The 19,708-nt window shown below is 63.3% G+C and carries 18 protein-coding genes; 7 read left to right on the top strand and 11 right to left on the bottom strand.

What is annotated here, in order from left to right; translation table 11 throughout:
• From N430_RS24640 to rpsB, 9 genes are all read right to left on the bottom strand, one after another.
• Nucleotides 1-512 (bottom strand): POTRA domain-containing protein (locus N430_RS24640; RefSeq protein WP_305888044.1); only part of this gene is annotated, 512 nt, incomplete at its 3' end.
• 74 nt (nt 513-586) lie between these two features.
• A complete protein-coding gene (gene rseP / locus N430_RS24635) occupies nt 587-1,939 on the bottom strand; it encodes a sigma E protease regulator RseP (protein WP_110639355.1) in 1,353 nt (450 codons plus the stop codon).
• Between the two features lie 48 nt (nt 1,940-1,987).
• Nucleotides 1,988-3,178, bottom strand: a complete 1,191-nt coding sequence (gene ispC, locus N430_RS24630) for a 1-deoxy-D-xylulose-5-phosphate reductoisomerase (RefSeq protein WP_110639356.1) — start codon at nt 3,176-3,178, stop codon at nt 1,988-1,990.
• Nucleotides 3,175-3,990, bottom strand: coding sequence for a phosphatidate cytidylyltransferase (locus tag N430_RS24625; RefSeq protein ID WP_060512642.1), 816 nt, complete (start codon nt 3,988-3,990; stop codon nt 3,175-3,177). Before N430_RS24625 ends, ispC begins: the two co-directional genes overlap by 4 nt.
• A complete protein-coding gene (uppS, locus tag N430_RS24620) occupies nt 3,990-4,745 on the bottom strand; it encodes a polyprenyl diphosphate synthase (protein WP_110639357.1) in 756 nt (251 codons plus the stop codon). Before uppS ends, N430_RS24625 begins: the two co-directional genes overlap by 1 nt.
• A gap of 14 nt (nt 4,746-4,759) precedes the next feature.
• Complete coding sequence (gene frr / locus N430_RS24615) at nt 4,760-5,317, bottom strand: ribosome recycling factor (protein WP_060512640.1); 558 nt, start codon at nt 5,315-5,317, stop codon at nt 4,760-4,762.
• Nucleotides 5,314-6,057: a UMP kinase gene (pyrH, locus tag N430_RS24610; RefSeq protein ID WP_110639358.1), complete on the bottom strand. Its 744-nt coding sequence runs from the start codon at nt 6,055-6,057 to the stop codon at nt 5,314-5,316. Before pyrH ends, frr begins: the two co-directional genes overlap by 4 nt.
• Before the next feature lie 180 nt (nt 6,058-6,237).
• Entirely contained in the window at nt 6,238-7,101 is an 864-nt protein-coding gene (gene tsf, locus N430_RS24605; protein ID WP_103445333.1) for a translation elongation factor Ts, read from the bottom strand.
• A 184-nt stretch (nt 7,102-7,285) separates the two neighbouring features.
• A complete protein-coding gene (gene rpsB / locus N430_RS24600; RefSeq protein WP_110639359.1) occupies nt 7,286-8,023 on the bottom strand; it encodes a 30S ribosomal protein S2 in 738 nt (245 codons plus the stop codon).
• 346 nt (nt 8,024-8,369) lie between these two features.
• Between rpsB and map the strand changes: the two genes are divergently transcribed.
• The 3 genes from map to dapC are packed head-to-tail and all read left to right on the top strand — an operon-like array spanning nt 8,370 to nt 13,120.
• Nucleotides 8,370-9,152 carry a type I methionyl aminopeptidase gene (gene map / locus N430_RS24595; protein ID WP_025337973.1) on the top strand — a complete coding sequence of 261 codons (783 nt, stop codon included), beginning with the start codon at nt 8,370-8,372 and terminating at the stop codon, nt 9,150-9,152.
• Nucleotides 9,153-9,190: 38 nt separating this feature from the next.
• A complete protein-coding gene (locus N430_RS24590; protein ID WP_110639360.1) occupies nt 9,191-11,893 on the top strand; it encodes a [protein-PII] uridylyltransferase in 2,703 nt (900 codons plus the stop codon).
• Between the two features lie 30 nt (nt 11,894-11,923).
• Nucleotides 11,924-13,120, top strand: a complete 1,197-nt coding sequence (gene dapC, locus N430_RS24585; protein ID WP_110639361.1) for a succinyldiaminopimelate transaminase — start codon at nt 11,924-11,926, stop codon at nt 13,118-13,120.
• Nucleotides 13,121-13,238: 118 nt separating this feature from the next.
• On the opposite strand, the gene N430_RS24580 is transcribed toward dapC, so the two are convergent.
• Nucleotides 13,239-14,885, bottom strand: coding sequence for a Na+/H+ antiporter (locus tag N430_RS24580; protein ID WP_110639362.1), 1,647 nt, complete (start codon nt 14,883-14,885; stop codon nt 13,239-13,241).
• A 616-nt stretch (nt 14,886-15,501) separates the two neighbouring features.
• Here N430_RS24580 and N430_RS24565 point away from each other — a divergent pair.
• The 4 genes from N430_RS24565 to N430_RS24550 all read left to right on the top strand — a co-directional run bounded on the left by N430_RS24565 (nt 15,502) and on the right by N430_RS24550 (nt 18,611).
• Nucleotides 15,502-15,849 carry an ArsC family reductase gene (locus N430_RS24565; RefSeq protein WP_163986014.1) on the top strand — a complete coding sequence of 116 codons (348 nt, stop codon included), beginning with the start codon at nt 15,502-15,504 and terminating at the stop codon, nt 15,847-15,849.
• 32 nt (nt 15,850-15,881) lie between these two features.
• A complete protein-coding gene (gene dapD, locus N430_RS24560) occupies nt 15,882-16,916 on the top strand; it encodes a 2,3,4,5-tetrahydropyridine-2,6-dicarboxylate N-succinyltransferase (RefSeq protein WP_027920042.1) in 1,035 nt (344 codons plus the stop codon).
• A gap of 82 nt (nt 16,917-16,998) precedes the next feature.
• Nucleotides 16,999-18,204 carry an aminotransferase class V-fold PLP-dependent enzyme gene (locus N430_RS24555; RefSeq protein WP_110639363.1) on the top strand — a complete coding sequence of 402 codons (1,206 nt, stop codon included), beginning with the start codon at nt 16,999-17,001 and terminating at the stop codon, nt 18,202-18,204.
• Nucleotides 18,201-18,611 (top strand): SufE family protein, encoded by a 411-nt coding sequence (locus N430_RS24550; protein WP_110639364.1) that lies wholly within the window; start codon nt 18,201-18,203, stop codon nt 18,609-18,611. Before N430_RS24555 ends, N430_RS24550 begins: the two co-directional genes overlap by 4 nt.
• A gap of 157 nt (nt 18,612-18,768) precedes the next feature.
• Here N430_RS24550 and tcdA read toward each other — a convergent pair whose 3' ends face one another.
• Nucleotides 18,769-19,578, bottom strand: coding sequence for a tRNA cyclic N6-threonylcarbamoyladenosine(37) synthase TcdA (gene tcdA / locus N430_RS24545; protein WP_110639365.1), 810 nt, complete (start codon nt 19,576-19,578; stop codon nt 18,769-18,771).
• Nucleotides 19,579-19,708: the final 130 nt, after the last annotated feature.

Genomic DNA, 19,708 nt, shown 5'->3' with positions numbered 1-19,708 from the left:
CCTTCGTTGATCTTGATCTTCAAGGCCACCCGGTTGCGCGGCTGCGGCACTACTTCGGCATCGACTTCGGCCGAGTAGCGGCCCTGGGCCACATACTGGCGCTGCAGTTCGTTGCGCACGCCTTCGAGGGTGGCACGCTGGAAGATCTCGCCTTCGGCCAGGCCCGACTGTTTCAGGCCCTTCATCAGGTCTTCGGTGCTGATCGCCTTGTTGCCTTCGATCTCGATGCTCGATACCGACGGGCGCTCGACCACGTTGATGATCAGGACGTTGCCATCGCGGTTCAGCTGGATGTCCTGGAAGAAGCCGGTCTTGAACAGCGAACGGGTGGAATCCACCAGGCGACGGTCGTCAGCCTGGTCGCCGACGTTGAGCGGCAAGGCGCCGAACACGCTGCCAGCGGATACCCGCTGCAGGCCGTTGACACGAATATCGGAGATAGTGAAGGACTCGGCGTGAACTTCAGCGATCATCAGTGCGGACATGACCGCAGTTAGCAGCAGACGTTTCATGAAGTCCTTTTATTCCAACTGGCAATAAACAACCCGCCGTATAAAGACGGCTGGTTCGCAATTGAGCGAAGCTTTTAAAGTCGACCCAGATCGTTGATCAGGGCGAGCAACATCACCCCTACGACCAAACTGATACCGATCTGGACCCCCCAACCTTGCACCCGTTCGGACAGCGGACGACCGCGCGCCCACTCGACCAGGTAAAACAGCAAATGCCCCCCATCCAGTACTGGAATGGGCAGCAGGTTAAGAACCCCCAGGCTTATGCTCAGGTAGGCCAGGAAATTCAGGAAATCCCCCACGCCGGACTGGGCTGAAGCGCCCGCCACTTTAGCAATGGTTATCGGTCCACTCAAGTTTTTTACCGAGAGCTCCCCGAACAGCATTTTCTTCAGCGACTCGAGGGTCAGGACACTCATGTTCCAGGTCCGCGAGAGCCCCTCGCCCACTGCATCCAGCGGGCCATAGCTGACTTCGCGGAGCATGCTGGCCGGCCACTCGGCGCCCTTCACACCCGCCCCGAGGTAGCCTCCGGCAGCTTTGCCCTCACCTTTGCGAGCCAGTGTGACCGGCACTTCCAGGGCCGCGCCATCGCGCTCGACACGCAGCACCACCTGGGCATCCGGACGGGCGCGAACACTGTCCACTACCTGCTGCCAATCGCTCAGCGCCGCGCCGTCGAGGGCGAGCAACTTGTCGCCAGCCTTCAGACCAGCGGCAGCGGCCGGGCCTTTCGGGTCGATCTCGGCCAGCACCGGCGATACCGCCGGCCGCCATGGGCGCAGGCCCAGGGACTGGATAGGGTCCGGCTCGTCGGCCCCCTTGAGCCAATGATCCAGTTTCACCTGCAGCTGGCGCTCGGCAGTGGCGCCCTCGTCGCGCACTCCGACCTGCAGCGTGCCACTCTCACCCAGGCGCCGAACCAGTTGCAGATTGACAGCCGACCAACCGCTGGTCGCCTTGCCATCAATAGATACAATTTCCTGACCGGCGGCCAGGCCTGCCGACGCTGCCAGGCTCCCGGACTCAACCGCGCCGATCACCGGGCGGATCTGCTGGGTACCGAGCATGGCCAACAGCCAGAAGAAGACGATAGCCAGGAGGAAGTTGGCAATCGGGCCTGCAGCCACGATGGCGATACGCTGACGCACCGACTTGCGGTTGAACGATTGATCGGCGAGCGCCGGAGGAACTTCGCCCTCACGCTCGTCGAGCATCTTGACGTAGCCACCCAGCGGGATCGCCGCCACCACGAACTCGGTCCCCTGGCGGTCATGCCAGCGCAGCAGCGGCATGCCGAAGCCGACGGAGAAACGCAGGACCTTGACCCCGCAGCGCCGGGCAACCCAGAAGTGGCCAAACTCGTGGAACGTGACCAATACACCCAGGGCCACCAGGGTGCCGACAATCATGTAGAGCGCAGTCATATCTATCTCCGAATGACGTTCAGCAGAACCCTGGAATAGCCACCAGCCTCAACGACCGTGACGCCTCAGCCACTCACGGGCCAGCTCACGGGCACGCTGGTCAGCAGCGAACACAGCCTCCAACGACGGCAGCGGCACCACAGGTTCCTGATCAAGCACCTGTTCGATCATACCCGCGATATCCGGGAAGCGGATACGCCGCTGGAGAAATGCCTCGACCGCGACCTCGTTGGCCGCATTGAGCACCGCAGGCGCACTGTTACCCGCTTCAGCCGCCTCGCGCGCCAGGCGCAGGCAGGGGAAGCGCTGTTCGTCCGGTGCCTGGAAGTCCAGGCGGGCGATGGCGAACAGGTCCAGCGGGGCCACCCCGGAATCGATGCGCTCTGGCCAGGCCAGGGCGTTGGCGATAGGGGTGCGCATGTCCGGGTTGCCCAGCTGGGCCAGCACCGAACCATCGACGTAGTCGACCAGCGAATGGATCACGCTCTGCGGATGCACGACCACCTCGACCTTGGCTGGCGCCGCATCGAACAGCCAGCAGGCTTCGATCAGCTCCAGCCCCTTGTTCATCATGCTGGCCGAGTCCACGGAAATCTTCCGACCCATGGACCAGTTGGGATGGGCACAGGCCTGTTCTGGCGTGACATCACGCAGGGCAGCCTCGGGCGTTTCGCGGAACGGCCCACCCGAGGCGGTCAGCAGGATACGACGCACGCCGACCTGGCTCAGGCCGCGGGCATAATCGCCCGGCAGGCACTGGAAGATCGCATTGTGCTCGCTGTCGATCGGCAACAGCACGGCGCCACTGCGCCGCACCGCGTCCATGAACAGCGCGCCAGACATCACCAGCGCTTCCTTGTTGGCCAGCAGCACCTTCTTGCCCGCCTCGACGGCGGCAAGGGTCGGGCGCAGGCCAGCGGCACCGACGATGGCGGCCATCACCGCATCCACTTCAGGGGCTGCGGCAACCTCACAGAGGCCCGCCTCCCCTACCAGCACCTGCGCAGAGCAGCCTGCACCAAGCAGACCATCACGCAGGCGCGCAGCGGCTTCGTCATTGGGTACTACGGCATAAGCCGGACGGTGCCGAACGCACAAGGCCAGCAGTTCGTCGATGCGCGAATAACCGCTCAGCGCAAACACCTGGTAGCGCTCGGGGTGCCGCGCAATCACATCGAGCGTGCTCAAGCCGATCGAGCCTGTCGCACCCAAGACGGTGATACGCTGCACGCTGCTCACATCACACCCCATTCGGCAGCCCACAACAGCACGGCAAAGATCGGGATCGCAGCCGTCAGGCTGTCGATGCGATCCAGCACACCACCGTGGCCAGGCAGCAGGTTGCTGCTGTCTTTGATGCCGGCACGGCGCTTGAACATGCTCTCGGTCAGGTCGCCGATCACCGACGACATGACCACCAGCGCAGCGCCCAACAAGCCCAGTAGAAGCTGACCGAAGCCCCAGTCACGGCTGATGCCCACCACCAGGGTGATCACCAGGCTGACTGCCAGGCCACCATAGACACCTTCCCAGCTCTTGCCCGGGCTCACCTGCGGCGCCAACTTGCGTTTGCCGAAGGCTCGGCCGGAGAAATAGGCGCCGATATCAGCGGCCCACACCAGCACCATGACCGACAGGATCAGCCAGTTACCCAGCTGCCAGTGCTTGAGCAGGATCAGGCCTTGCCAGGCCGGCAACAGGATCAGCAGGCCGATCAGCAGTTTGCAGGCGGCACTGGCCCAAAGCTCGCTGCTGCGCGGATAGGTCAGCACCAGCCAGGTGGCCAGCCCCCACCAGATGACCGAAGCCCCGAGCACCCAAGGTGCAAGGTCTGGCATGAGGTGGAGCAGCATCAGCGCTCCGGCAACCACAGCGGCGTAGGCGATGCGCAAAGGCTGCGCCATAAGCCCGGCCAGACGCGCCCATTCCCAGGCACCGAGGGTCACCACGAAGCCGATGAACAGGGCGAAATCCCCGCCGTTGAGCAGGAAAAACCCACCCAGCGCGACCGGCAACAGGATCAGCGCAGTAATGATGCGTTGTTTAAGCATTAAGCACGAGCTCCAGCCTCGACCTGCTCGCTGGTCTTACCGAAGCGGCGCTGGCGCGAAGCGAAATCGGCCAGGGCTTTGCGCATGGCCTCGTGTTTGAAATCCGGCCAGAAGAGGTCGGAGAAGTACAGTTCGGCATAGGCCAGCTGCCACAGCAGGAAGTTGCTGATGCGATGCTCACCACCGGTGCGGATGCACAGGTCAGGCAATGGCAGCTCGCCGGTGGCCAGGCAGGTCTGCAGCAGCCCCGGGGTGATGTCGTCCGGGCGCAGATGGCCGGCCTGGACCTCACGCGCCAAGCGCTGGGCAGCCTGGGCGATATCCCACTGGCCACCGTAGTTGGCGGCGATCTGCAGGATGAAGCGATTGCTGCCCGCAGTCAGCGCTTCGGCTTCGCGCATGGCGGCCTGCAGTTCGGGGTGGAAACGAGAACGATCACCGATGATGCGCAGGCTGATGTTGTTCTCGTTGAGGCGCCGGGCCTCACGGCGCAAGGCCGAGAAGAACAGCTCCATCAACGCACCGACCTCTTCGGCCGGGCGCTGCCAGTTTTCACTGGAGAACGCGAACAGGGTCAGCACCTCGACCCCGGATTCGGCACACACCTCGATGACTGCGCGCACCGCATCGACGCCAGCCTTGTGCCCGGCAACGCCGGGCAACAAGCGCTTCTTCGCCCAGCGGTTGTTGCCATCCATGATGATCGCGACATGACGCGGCACCGAGGACGGTGCCGCCAACTTGGACTTTTCCATTAAAAACCTCGGCCTTAAACGGCCATCAGGTCCTTTTCCTTGGCTTTGTAAGCAGCATCGACTTCAGCAATGAACTTGTCGGTCAGCTTCTGGATTTCATCAGCGGCACGACGCTCTTCGTCTTCACTGATTTCCTTGTCCTTGGTCAACTTCTTCAGGTCGCCCAGGGCATCACGGCGCACGTTGCGCACGGCTACCTTGGCGTCTTCGGCAACGCCGCTGGCCTGCTTGGTGTAGCCCTTGCGGGTTTCTTCGGTGAGGGCCGGCATCGGTACACGGATGGTGGTACCAGCGCTGGACGGGTTCAGGCCCAGGTCGGAGGTCAGGATGGCCTTCTCGATGGCAGCGCTGAGGTTCTTGTCGTGAGCGACGATCTTCAGGGTGCGAGCGTCTTCGACGGTGATCGCAGCCACCTGGTTCAGCGGCATCTCGCTGCCCCAGGCAGTGACCTTGACGGTATCGAGGATGCTTGGGTGAGCGCGACCAGTGCGGATTGCCGCCAGGTTGCGGCCCAGGGCCTCGAGGGACTTGGTCATGCGCTCCTGCGCGTCTTTCTTGATGTCGTTGATCATGCTTGGACTTCCTCGATCAAAGTACCTTCACCGCCACCGACCACGATGTTCAGCAGGGCGCCAGGCTTGTTCATGTTGAATACCCGCAACGGCATCTTGTGGTCACGGCACAGGCAAATTGCGGTCAGGTCCATCACACCCAGCTTGCGATCCAGGACCTCGTCATAGGTCAGGTGATCGAACTTCTCGGCGTGCGGATCCTTGAATGGATCGGCAGTGTACACACCATCAACCTTGGTCGCCTTCAATACCACATCGGCATCGATTTCGATGCCGCGCAGGCAGGCGGCGGAGTCGGTAGTGAAGAACGGGTTGCCGGTACCGGCGGAGAAAATTACCACATCCCCGGAGTTGAGGTGGCGAATAGCTTTGCGACGATCGTAATGATCGGTGACGCCCACCATGGAAATGGCCGACATGACCAGGGCCGGGATGTTCGAACGCTCCAGCGCATCGCGCATGGCCAGGCCGTTCATCACGGTAGCCAGCATGCCCATGTGGTCGCCGGTAACGCGGTCCATGCCGGCTGCGCTGAGCGCTGCGCCGCGGAACAGGTTGCCGCCACCGATCACCAGGCCTACCTGAACGCCGATCCCTACCAGCTGGCCCACTTCAAGGGCCATGCGGTCCAGCACCTTCGGGTCGATCCCGAACTCTTCCGAGCCCATCAGGGCCTCGCCGCTAAGTTTGAGCAAAATGCGTTTATAGCGAGGTTGGCGACCACTCACCTGCTGAGCCATTGCGAGTCTCTCCTGCGGCGTACTTTTAGAAAATTCGTGCGAGCCGTTTTCGGCTTGCTAACTGTAGCGTGGCACCGTTTTGGTGCCAGCGGCGTCGGGCTTTATAAACCCTTTGCCGTTTTGACAAAGAGGCTGCGCGCGTGAGCGGGCAGCCTCTTTGGGGCGACAGACGGGGCTGTCTTACTGCTTGGCAGCAGCTACCTGAGCGGCAACTTCAGCAGCGAAGTCGTCGACTGGCTTCTCGATGCCTTCGCCAACCTTGAAGTAGGTGAAGGAAACGATTTCAGCGCCGGCTTTCTTGGCCAGCTCGCCAACTTTGACTTCCGGGTTCATGACGAAGGCTTGCTCTTTCAGCGAGGCTTCGGCTTTGAACTTGGCGATACGACCGTTGACCATGTTCTCAACGATGTTTTCCGGCTTGCCGGCGATCTTGTCAGCGTTCAGCTGCAGGAATACGCCCTTCTCGCGCTCGATGGCCTCGGCGGAGATTTCCGACGAATCCAGGAACTCTGGGTTCGAAGCGGCAACGTGCATGGCGATTTGCTTGGCCAGTTCGGCGTCACCGCCTTTCAGGACAACGGCAGCGCCGATCTTGTTGCCGTGCAGGTAGGCACCGACAACGTCGCCTTCAACGCGCACCAGGCGACGGATGTTGACGTTCTCGCCGCACTTGGCGACCAGAGCTTCACGAGCCGCTTCACGCGAAGCAACCAGAGGCGCTGCGTCGGTCAGCTTCTGAGCGAAGGCTTCTTCCAGGCTTTCGGCCACGAAGTTCTTGAAGTCGTCTTGCAGAGCCAGGAAGTCGGTCTGCGAGTTCACTTCCAGCAGAACGGCGGCTTTGCCGTCGGTCTTGACGGCGATAGCGCCTTCAGCAGCGACGTTGCCAGCCTTTTTGGCGGCCTTGATGGCGCCCGAGGCACGCATGTCGTCAATGGCTTTCTCGATGTCGCCGCCGGCCTTTTCCAGGGCCTTTTTGCAATCCATCATGCCTTCGCCGGTACGCTCGCGCAGTTCTTTGACCAGCGCCGCAGTAATTGCTGCCATTTCAAAATCCTCTTGGAAAGTTTTTCAACCATTCCACCCGCTCGACGCGGGCGTTAAATTCTGCAAATCGCTGCCTTTATATCAGCTCGCCCATCATGCGGGGCCGTTGCTGACAGCAGGATTTCAAGGTGGCAAAAAGGGGGCAGAGCCCCCTTTTCGCGTGCCAAGTAGACGCTAGCGCCTATTACTCAGCAGCAGGTGCAGCCGCTTCTTCAGCGTAGACTTCAGTGCCGCCGGCAACGTTGTTGCGGCCGCGGATGATGGCGTCAGCCATCGAAGTCATGTACAGCTCGATGGCGCGGATAGCGTCGTCGTTACCTGGGATGACGTAGTCAACGCCTTCTGGGCTGCTGTTGGTATCGACAACGCCGATAACCGGGATGCCCAGCTTGTTGGCTTCGGTGATAGCAATGCGCTCGTGGTCAACGTCGATCACGAACAGGGCATCAGGCAGGCCGCCCATGTCCTTGATACCACCCAGGCTGCGGTCCAGCTTTTCCAGATCGCGCGAACGCATCAGGGCTTCTTTCTTGGTCAGCTTGGCGAAGGTGCCATCTTCGGCCTGGGTTTCCAGGTCGCGCAGACGCTTGATCGAAGCACGGATGGTTTTGTAGTTGGTCAGCATGCCGCCCAACCAACGGTGATCAACGTATGGCGAACCAGCGCGAGCAGCTTGCTCGGCTACGATCTTGCCAGCGGAACGCTTGGTGCCGACGAACAGGATCTTGTTCTTGCCCTGGGCCAGGCGTTCTACGAACGACAGAGCGTCGTTGAACATTGGCAGGGTTTTTTCCAGGTTGATGATGTGAATCTTGTTACGCGCGCCGAAAATGTACTTGCCCATTTTCGGGTTCCAGTAACGGGTCTGGTGGCCGAAGTGCACACCGGCCTTCAGCATATCGCGCATGTTGACTTGGGACATGATAGTTCCTTGATAAGTCGGGTTGGGCCTCCACGTATCCCAATGACCAACCCGCGCTTCCGGAGAATCGGGGCACCCAGGTCATCGTGTCGACACGTGTGTGGGTTTAATGCTGACGGGGTCGTCCCCGAAAGCGGCGCATTTTATACCACAGACCGCGAGCGAACGGAACCCGGATCAGGTTGCGTCCGTCAGCCGTTTTTGCAGCACCCGGGCAAACAGGCCAGAATGCCTCCTATAGACAGCAGCATGGCCGCCTTTATCCCGACAGAATGCCGCCCTGCTCTGCTAGAATCCGGCCTTTCCCGTTTGTTCGCGCCGCCTGCGGCGCCGTAGAGAGCCTGTAATGACCGTCACCATCAAGACTGCAGAAGACATCGAGAAGATGCGCATCGCCGGCCGCCTGGCCGCCGATGTGCTGGAAATGATCGAAGAACACGTCAAGCCCGGTGTCACCACCGAGGAGCTCGACCGCCTGTGCCACGACTACATCGTCAACGTCCAGCAGGCCATCCCGGCGCCCCTCAACTACAAGGGCTACCCGAAGTCGATCTGCACCTCGATCAACCATGTGGTCTGCCACGGCATCCCCAATGACAAACCGCTGAAGGACGGTGACACGCTCAACATCGACGTCACCGTGATCAAGGACGGCTACCACGGCGACACCAGCCGCATGTTCCACGTCGGCACCGTACCGGTCTGGGCCGAGCGCCTGTCCAAGGTCACCCAGGAATGCATGTACAAGGCCATCGAACTGGTCAAGCCGGGCTGCCGCCTGGGCGATATCGGTGAAGTGATCCAGAAGCACGCCGAGAAGAACGGCTTCTCCGTGGTGCGCGAGTTCTGCGGCCATGGCATCGGCAAGGTGTTCCATGAAGAGCCGCAGATCCTTCACTACGGCCGCGCCGGCACCGGCATGGAACTCAAGGAAGGCATGACCTTCACCATCGAGCCGATGATCAACCAGGGCAAGGCCGACACCAAGGTACTGGGCGATGGCTGGACTGCCATCACCAAGGACCGCAAGCTCTCGGCCCAGTGGGAACATACCCTGGTGGTAACGGCTACCGGTTACGAGATCTTCACCCTGCGCAAGGACGACACCATCCCGCGCACCTCGGCCTGATTGCACCCAAGGCAACCTAAAGACAGGAACGCGACGCGATGCCCCAGGTGGATCCCGAGCTGTTCGACCGTGGCCAGTTCCAGGCTGAACTGGCCCTCAAGGCGAGCCCCATCGCCGCCTTCAAGAAAGCCATCCGCCAGGCCGGCGAGGTGCTCGACAAGCGTTTTCGCACGGGCTGCGAAATCCGCCCGCTGATCGAAGCCCGCGCCTGGCTCGTCGACAACATCCTGCAACAGGCCTGGAACCAGTTCGACTGGGGCGACCCGAGCGGTATCGCCCTGGTGGCGGTGGGCGGCTATGGCCGCGGCGAACTGCACCCGCACTCGGACATCGACCTGCTGATCCTGCTCGGCGCCGCCGAGCATGAGCAGTACCGCGAGGCCATCGAGCGCTTCCTCACCCTGCTCTGGGACATCGGCCTGGAGGTCGGCCAGAGCGTGCGCACCGTCGACGAATGTGCCGAGCAGGCCCGTGCCGACCTGACGGTAATCACCAACCTGATGGAAAGCCGCACCATTGCCGGCCCCGAAGACCTGCGCCAGCGCATGCTCGAGGTGACCAGCACCACGTACATGTGGCCGAGCAAGGAGTTTTTCCTGGCCAAGCGCGCCGAGCTCAAGGCCCGCCACCACAAGTACAACGACACCGAGTACAACCTCGAACCCAACGTCAAAGGCTCGCCCGGTGGCCTGCGCGACATCCAGACGGTGCTCTGGGTGGCCCGCCGCCAGTACGGCACGCTGAACCTGCACGCCCTGGCCGGCGAAGGCTTCCTGCTGGAAAGCGAGAACGAACTGCTTGCTTCGTCCCAGGATTTCCTGTGGAAGGTGCGCTACGCCTTGCACATGCTCGCCGGCCGCGCCGAAGACCGCCTGCTGTTCGACCACCAGCGCAGCATCGCTGCGCTGCTCGGCTACAGCGACGAAAACCCCAAGCGCGCCATCGAACAGTTCATGCAGCAGTACTACCGGGTGGTGATGAGCATCAGCCAGTTGTGCGACCTGATCATCCAGCACTTCGAAGAAGTCATCCTCGCCGATGACGACAGCGGCACCACCCAGCCACTGAACCCGCGCTTCCGCCTGCACGACGGCTATATCGAAGCGGTCAACCCGAACGTGTTCAAGCGCACCCCGTTCGCCATGCTGGAGATCTTCGTGCTGATGGCCCAGCACCCGGAGATCAAGGGCGTGCGCGCCGACACCGTGCGCCTGCTGCGCGAACACCGGCACCTGATCGACGACACCTTCCGCAAGGATATCCGCAACACCAGCCTGTTCATCGAGCTGTTCAAGTGCGAAATCGGCATCCACCGCAACCTGCGGCGGATGAACCGCTACGGCATCCTCGGCCGCTACCTGCCGGAGTTCGGCCTGATCGTCGGGCAGATGCAGCACGACCTGTTCCACATCTACACGGTCGATGCGCACACCCTCAACCTCATCAAGCACCTGCGCAAGCTGCAGTACACGCCGGTGTCCGAGAAATTCCCGCTGGCCAGCAAGCTCATGGGCCGCCTGCCCAAACCCGAGCTGATCTACCTGGCCGGCCTGTACCACGACATCGGCAAGGGCCGTCAGGGCGACCATTCCGAGATCGGCGCGGTGGATGCGCAGAAGTTCTGCGAACGCCATCAGTTGCCGGCCTGGGACAGCCGGCTGATCGTCTGGCTGGTGCAGAATCACCTGGTGATGTCGACCACCGCCCAACGCAAGGACCTGTCCGACCCGCAGGTGATCAACGATTTCGCCCTGCATGTAGGCGACGAGACGCGCCTGGACTACCTCTACGTGCTGACCGTGGCCGACATCAACGCCACCAACCCCAGCCTGTGGAACTCGTGGCGCGCCAGCCTGCTGCGCCAGCTCTACACCGAGACCAAGCGCGCCCTGCGCCGAGGCCTGGAAAACCCGCTGGACCGCGAGGAACAGATCCGCCAGACCCAGTCGGCCGCGCTGGACATCCTTGTGCGCGAAGGCACCGACCCGGACGACGTCGAGCAACTGTGGTCGCAGCTGGGCGATGACTACTTCCTCAAGCACAACGCCGCCGACGTGGCCTGGCACAGCGACGCCATCCTCCAGCAACCGGCCGATGGCGGGCCGCTGGTGCTGATCAAGGAAACCACCCAGCGCGAATTCGAGGGCGGCACGCAGATCTTCATCTACGCACCCGACCAGCACGACTTCTTTGCCGTGACCGTGGCCGCCATGTCGCAGCTGAACCTGAACATCCATGATGCGCGGATCATCACCTCGAGCAGCCAGTTCACCCTCGACACCTACATCGTGCTCGACAACGATGGCGGCTCGATCGGCGACAACCCGCAGCGGGTCAAGCAGATCCGCGACGGCCTGACCGAAGCGCTGCGCAACCCCGAGGATTATCCGACCATCATCCAGCGCCGGGTGCCGCGCCAGCTCAAGCACTTCAACTTCCCGCCGCAGGTGACCATCCTCAACGATGCCCAGCGCCCGGTGACCATCCTCGAGATCACCGCACCGGACCGCCCTGGCCTGCTGGCACGGATCGGGCGGATCTTCCTGGAGTTCGACCTGTCGCTGCAGAACGCCAAGATCGCCACCCTCGGCGAGCGGGTGGAAGACGTGTTCTTCATCACCGATGCCGACAACCAGCCGCTCTCCGACCCGCAGCTGTGCAGCCGCCTGCAGGAAGCCATCGTGCAGCAGCTGCAGGCCGGCCAGGCCAGCGATGCCAGCCCGACCCGCGTGACTTTTTAACGATTAGACGATTGACGAGACCTTGCGCCGATGAACCATGCCTTGACCCAGCTTCAGCCCTACCCGTTCGAGAAACTGCGCGCCCTGCTGGGCACCGTGAAGCCTGCGGCGGACAAACGCGCCATCGCTTTGTCGATCGGTGAGCCGAAGCACGAATCGCCGGCGTTCGTCGCCCAGGCCATGGCCGACAACCTCGACAAGCTGGCGGTGTACCCGAGCACCCTCGGCCTGCCAGCCCTGCGCCAGGCCATCGGCCAGTGGTGCGAACGCCGCTTCGGCGTGCCGGCTGGCTGGCTGGATGCCGACCGCCACATCCTGCCGGTCAATGGTACCCGCGAAGCGCTGTTCGCCTTCACCCAGGCCGTGGTCAACCGCGCCGATGACGGCCTGGTAGTCAGCCCCAACCCGTTCTACCAGATCTACGAAGGCGCAGCCCTACTGGCCGGCGCCACCCCGCATTACCTGCCCTGCCTGGAAGACAACGGCTTCAACCCGGACTTCGATGCCGTACCGGCCGAGGTGTGGAAACGCTGCCAGATCCTGTTCCTGTGCTCGCCAGGCAACCCCACCGGCGCCCTGGTGCCGATGGACACGCTGAAGAAGCTGATTGCCCTGGCCGACGAGCACGATTTCGTGATTGCCGCCGATGAATGCTACAGCGAACTGTACTTCGACGAAGACGCGCCGCCACCGGGCCTGCTGAGCGCCTGCGCCGAACTCGGCCGCAACGATTTCAAGCGCTGCGTGGTGTTCCACAGCCTGTCCAAGCGCTCCAACCTGCCGGGCTTGCGTTCCGGCTTCGTCGCCGGCGACGCTGAGATCATCAAGCCGTTCCTGCTGTACCGCACCTACCACGGCTGCGCCATGCCGGTTCAGACCCAGCTGGCCAGCATCGCCGCTTGGCAGGACGAGGCGCATGTCCGCGAGAACCGTGACCAGTACCGTGCCAAGTACGATGCCGTGCTCGACATCCTGCAACCGGTGCTCGACGTGCAGCGGCCGGATGGCAGCTTCTACCTGTGGGCCAAGGTACCGGGCGGTGATGCCGAGTTCACCCGCGACCTGTTCGAGGCCCAGCATGTGACCGTGGTGCCGGGGTCATACCTGTCGCGTGAGGTGGATGGCGTGAACCCGGGTGCCGGCCGGGTGCGCATGGCACTGGTTGCGCCGCTGGCCGAGTGCATCGAGGCGGCGGAGCGCATTCGCGCTTTCCTGCAGAACCGCTGATTGGCCGGGGGCGCTTTGCGCCCCATTCGCGGGGCAAGCCCGCTCCTACAAGGGATCGCGCCTTCCTGTAGGAGCGGCCTTGTGTCGCGAAAGGGCTGCGAAGCAGCCCCCTTACGGTCTACCTGACCTGCCCCAGATTGGCCTCACTCAGATCCAGCTCACCCAACACCTGCCTGACCACCTCATCCCCCACCAGATGCTGGCGATGCAGGTTATACAACTCCAGTCGCTGCGCCCGCAGTGCCCGCAAACGCAAGCGCCGCTCCAGCAAGTCCATCTGTTCGGCCAGCGCTCGCGCCTCGGCCGTATCGTTGTAGCTGTCCAGCTCATCCCGATACTCAGCCATCAGCCGCGCCTTCAGCTCGGTAGCCAAGGTCGCCTGAGCCGCATCCTGAGGCGCGCTGGCATCGATGACTTCCTCCGCCTCCAGCGCATGGATCGCCGCCTCCACCGTACGCCTCCAGGCGTCCTGCACCTCCTGATGCAGGCGCTCATCAGGGCTTTTGACAATGCCGCGCAGCAGGAATGGCAAGGCAATGCAGGCACTGATCAGTGACAGCAGGATGACGCCGGCCGCGATGAATATCAGCAGGTCGCGCTCGGGGAAGGCCTGGCCTGCGCCAATCAGCAAGGGCACCGACATCACACCAGCCAGGGTTACCGCGCCGCGCACGCCGCCCAGGGTCAGCAGCCAGCACGAGCGCGCCGTGGGCATCAGCACCAGCGCTGGCTTACCGCGCCAACGCCGCACCACGCCAATTGCCCGCCAGATGCTCTGCACCCAGACAAACCGCAACAGGATCAGCGCGGCGAAGATCGCCAGCACATCGAGGCACCGCCAGGCCAGGGTCGGCCAGACCGTGGGTTCATGGCTGACCACGGCCTTGATGATGTCCGGCAACTGCAAGCCCAACAGCAAGAAGATCAGGCCGTTGAAGGCGAACTCCAGCAGCGACCAGACGCTGCGGTTGAGCAGACGAGTGCTGGTCTGGCGCGGCAACAGGTCGAGCCAGCTCTGCATCATGCCGGCGGCCACCGCCGAGAGGATGCCCGATACACCCAGGCGCTCGGCCAGCACATAGGCGGCGAACGGCAGCAGCAGCATGAACACTACGTGGGTGGCCGGGTCATCCCAGCCACGGGCGATCATCCAGGCGCGCAGGCGACCGATCAGCCAGCTCAGGGCCACACCCACCGCCAGGCCGCCGAGGGCGACCAGCACGAAACTGAAGCTGGCATCAGCCAGCGAGAACGCCCCAGTAATCGCGGCGGCCAGGGCGAACTTGAAAGTCACCAGGCCCGAGGCATCATTCATCAATGCCTCGCCCTGCAGCATGTGCATCAGCGGGGTCGGCAGGCGGTCCTGGGCGATGGCCGACACCGCCACGGCGTCGGTGGGCGACAGCACGGCGGCCAGGGCGAAGGCCACCGGCAGCGGAATGCTCGGCAGCAACCAGTGGATGAAGTAGCCGGCGCCGACCACGGTGAACAACACCAGCCCCACGGCCAGCGCCACTACCGGGCCGCGGATGCGCCACAACTCACGCTTGGGGATGCGCCAGCCATCGGCGAACAGCAGCGGCGGCAGAAACAGGAACAGGAACAATTCGGGGTCCAGGGCCACATGCAGGCCCAAGGTCGGCCAGGCCAGCAACGCACCGGCGGCGATCTGCACCAAGGGCAACGGCAGCGGGATCATGCGCCCGACCAGTTTCGACACGCTTACCAGCGTCAGCAGGATGAGGACGGTGTAGGCGGACTGCATCCGTGAAGGCTTCCTTTGTGAACCAAAAACGACAGCGGGGCGAGAGATCGCCATTGAAACAATATGTTAGCGGGGTCTGGTGAAACGAGACCGCTGCACGATAGTCGCAGGTGATGGATGAATATGTAACATGATGATACTTAAGCCTTCTGTGTTGTGCAGGATTGCCATGGAGGCGCATGCCTTGGGTGCTGTGGGGCTGCTGACATCGAGCGCCGCCCGCGCGGCGCATCGCGGGCAAGCCCGCTCCCACATCTGTTTCAGGCCAGTTACTCCTATGAAGCCAACAGGAGCAGCCTTGTTGGCATGGCGATACATCTCGGTGGACGCTAATGCTGCCCCACCTGTCTCCAGACATGCACAAAGGCGGTCCCTGTTGCCAGTGCAGGTGTGACTGGCCCGAAACAGATGTGGGAGCGGGCTTGCCCGCGATGCGCCGCGCGGGCGGCGCTCGATCTCATAGGCGTTAAACCTCTCAAGGCATGCACATCTCACAACCACTGAAAACCTCAAGACATGCACACCCCGTGGCGCTCATACAATCGTTCCCGCATAATCCCGCGACTGACATTCGGAAATGGAGAGATTGGGGCAGCCTGTGGCCTCAATGCACACAATGACCTACACGCTCTACGGCATCAAAGCCTGTGACACCATGAAAAAGGCGCGTACCTGGCTCGAAGACAAAGCCATCGCCTACGAATTCCACGACTACAAGACCCAAGGCATCGACCGCGACAGCCTGAACCGCTGGTGCGACGAACACGGCTGGGAAGTCATCCTCAACCGTGCCGGCACCACCTTCCGCAAGCTCGACGACGCCAGCAAGGCCGACCTCGACCAGGCCAAGGCCGTCGAACTGATGCACGCCCAACCGTCGATGATCAAGCGCCCGGTGCTCGACCTTGGCGAGCGCACCCTGGTCGGCTTCAAGCCAGACCTGTACGCCGCCGCGCTGGCCTGAGCCCCCTACCCTATTTCGCACGAGGTAATCACATGTCCAATACCCTGTTCAGCCTGGCCTTCGGTGTCGGCTCCCAGAACCGCCAGGGCACCTGGCTGGAAGTGTTCTACGCACAACCGCTGCTCAACCCGAGCGCCGAACTGGTGGCCGCAGTAGCGCCGATCCTCGGCTACGAAGGTGGCAACCAGGCTATCGCCTTCAGCAACGCCCAGGCCGCCCAGCTGGCCGAAGCCCTGAAAGGCGTCGACGCCGCCCAGGCTGCCCTGCTGACCCGCCTGGCCGAAAGCCACAAGCCGCTGGTCGCCACCCTGCTGGCTGAAGACGCGGCGCTGGCTTCGACCCCAGAGGCCTACCTCAAGCTGCACCTGCTGTCGCACCGCCTGGTCAAGCCGCACGGCCTGAGCCTGGCCGGCATCTTCCCGCTGCTGCCAAACGTGGCCTGGACCAACCAGGGCGCCGTCGACCTGAGCGAACTGGCCGAACTGCAACTGGAAGCGCGCCTGAAGGGCGAGCTGCTGGAAGTGTTCTCGGTGGACAAGTTCCCGAAGATGACCGACTACGTGGTCCCGGCCGGCGTGCGTATCGCCGACACCGCCCGTGTACGCCTGGGCGCTTACATCGGCGAAGGCACCACCATCATGCACGAAGGCTTCGTCAACTTTAACGCTGGCACCGAAGGCCCAGGCATGATCGAAGGCCGCGTTTCCGCTGGCGTATTCGTCGGCAAGGGTTCGGACCTGGGCGGCGGCTGCTCGACCATGGGCACCCTGTCCGGTGGCGGCAACATCGTCATCAAGGTCGGCGAAGGCTGCCTGATCGGCGCCAACGCCGGTATCGGCATCCCGCTCGGCGACCGCAACACCGTCGAAGCCGGCCTGTACATCACCGCTGGCACCAAGGTGAACCTGCTGGACGAGAACAACGAGCTGGTGAAAGTGGTCAAGGCCCGCGACCTGGCCGGCCAGACCGACCTGCTGTTCCGCCGCAACTCGCTGAATGGCGCCGTGGAGTGCAAGACCCACAAGTCGGCCATCGAGCTGAACGAGGCGCTGCACGCCCATAACTGAGAACCCTCGGCGGTTTGAAGTGTTAAGATCGGGTCTGGCGCCAAGGGTGCCAGACCCGATTTTCATTCCAGGCCCCGCGAACATGTTCCAGCCCTCCCCCTGGCGCGCCGATTTCCCTGCCATCGCCGCCCTGCAACGGCAGCACCAGACCTACCTGGACAGCGCCGCGACCACCCAGAAGCCCCAGGCGTTGCTCGATGCCCTGTGCCATTACTACGGCCATGGCGCCGCCAACGTGCACCGCGCCCAGCACCTGCCCGGCGCGCTGGCAACCCAGGCCTTCGAGACCAGCCGCGACAAGGTGGCTGCCTGGCTCAACGCCGCAGACTCACGGCAGATCGTCTTCACCCATGGCGCCACCTCGGCGCTGAACCTGCTGGCCTATGGCCTGGAACACCGTTTCGAAGCTGGCGACGAGATTGCCATCAGCGCCCTGGAGCACCATGCCAACCTGCTGCCCTGGCAGCAACTGGCCCGCCGACGTGGCCTGCGCCTGGTGGTGTTGCCGCTGGACGAGCATGGCCGTATCGACCTGGATCAGGCGCTGCAGTTGATCGGCCCGCGCACCCGCGTGCTCGCCGTCAGCCAGCTGTCCAACGTGCTCGGCACCTGGCAACCCCTGACTGCGCTGCTGGCCCACGCCCGGGCGCAAGGCGCGCTGACCGTGGTCGATGGCGCCCAGGGCGTGGTCCATGGCCGCCATGATGTGCAGCAGCTGGGCTGCGACTTCTACGTATTCTCAAGCCACAAGCTGTATGGGCCGGAAGGTGTCGGCGTGCTGTACGGTCGCACTCAGGCACTGGAGCTGCTGCGCCACTGGCAGTTCGGCGGTGAAATGGTGCAACTGGCCGATTACCAGAGCGCCAGCTTCCGCCCCGCACCGCTGGGCTTCGAAGCCGGCACGCCACCGATCGCCGGGGTCATCGGGCTGGGTGCGACGCTGGACTACCTGGCCAGCCTCGACCGCCATGCCGTCGAGGCCCACGAAGCCAGCCTGCACCAGCACCTGCTGCGCGGCCTGGCCGACCGCGAGGGCGTGCGCGTGCTGGGCGCACCACAAGCGGCCTTGGCCAGCTTCGTCATCGAAGGCGTACACAATGCTGATATCGCCCATATGCTGACCGAGCAAGGTGTTGCCGTGCGCGCCGGGCACCACTGCGCCATGCCGCTGCTCAAGGGGCTGGGGCTGGAGGGGGCGATTCGGGTGTCGCTGGGGCTGTACAACGACAGTGACGATCTGCAGCGGTTCTTCGCGGCGTTGGACCAAGGCCTGGAGTTGTTGCGATGACGCTGCCTTTGCCAGCCCGTGAAGCGCTGGAAAGCTTCGAGCAGGCGCGCGGCTGGGAGCAGCGGGCGCGGCTGCTGATGCAATGGGGCGATCGGCTGGAACCGCTGAGCGAGGCGGAAAAGTCCGAGAGCAACCGGGTGCATGGCTGTGAAAGCCTGGTATGGCTGGTGGCGGAACAGCACGCAGGTCAATGGCGTTTCAAGGCGAGCAGCGATGCGCGGTTGTTGCGTGGGCTGCTGGCGCTGCTGCTGGCGCGGGTTCAAGGGTTGGCGACTGCGGAACTGGCCGGGCTGGACCTGCGTGAGTGGTTCACCCAGCTGGGGCTGGAGCGGCAGCTGTCGCCATCGCGCAGCAATGGGCTGCATGCGGTGTTGTTGCGGATGGCGGAATTGGCAACGCCCCGCTAGATGAAAGATGGCCCCCCTTGTGGGAGCGGCCTTGTGTCGCGAAAGGGGTGCGCAGCGCCCCCAGATTTTCCGCTTCGCATCCTGAATTGCCGGGGCCGCTCTGCGGCCCTTTCGCGACGCAAGGCCGCTCCCACAAGGACCGCGTAACGCCCGAAGCTTATTCAGGTTTGACCCGCTCCGAGGGCCGCCGCGCCCCTGCCACCAGTTTCTCGATGGCCTTGCTCGCCGCGACCATGCCAAACGTCGCAGTTACCATCATCACTGCACCAAAACCGCCCGCACAGTCCAGGCGCACACCCTCACCGACAAAGCTCTTCTGCAGGCAGACACTGCCATCACCCTTTGGATAACGCAGCTGCTCGCTGGAGAACACACACGGCACGCCATAGTTGCGGCTGGTATTGCGCGAGAAGTTGTAGTCCCGGCGCAGGGTCGAGCGCACCCGCGAGGCTAGCGGGTCGTTGAAGGTCTTGTTGAGGTCGCCGACCTGGATCTGCGTCGGGTCGATCTGCCCGCCCGCCCCACCGGTAGTGACGATGGCGATCTTGCGTCGCCGGCACCAGGCGATCAGCGCCGCCTTGGCCATCACGCTGTCGATGCAGTCGATCACCGCGTCCATCTCTTCAGTGATGTACTCGGCCATGGTTTCGCGAGTGACGAAATCCGCCACCGCGTGCACCGTGATCGCCGGGTTGATTGCCCGCAGGCGCTCGGCCATCACCTCGACCTTCGGTCGCCCGACCTGGCCTTCCAGGGCATGGGCCTGGCGGTTGGTATTGCTGACGCAGACGTCGTCCAGGTCGAACAGGGTGATTTCGCCCACGCCACTGCGCGCCAGGGCTTCGGCTGCCCACGAGCCGACCCCGCCGATGCCGACGACTGCCACATGGGCATTGCCCAGGCGCTGCAGGCCGTCGTCGCCATACAGCCGGGCAACGCCGGCAAAGCGTGGATCTTCTGTGCTCATGTTCCTACCCCAAAGCTCGTACCCGAAAAAGCGGCGCGCATTATAGGCCAATGCCCGCTCTGACCTCCATCGTTAGGAAACACCCTACCATTACTGCTTTAATGTCCTATCACTTGGACAGAAACGGATC

The sequence above is a fragment of the Pseudomonas sp. CC120222-01a genome (assembly GCF_003097235.1).
In the GTDB taxonomy this organism is placed as follows: Bacteria; Pseudomonadota; Gammaproteobacteria; order Pseudomonadales; family Pseudomonadaceae; genus Aquipseudomonas.
The sequence above is the reverse complement of the archived record's forward strand: the minus strand, read 5'-3'. Positions and strand labels throughout refer to the sequence as shown.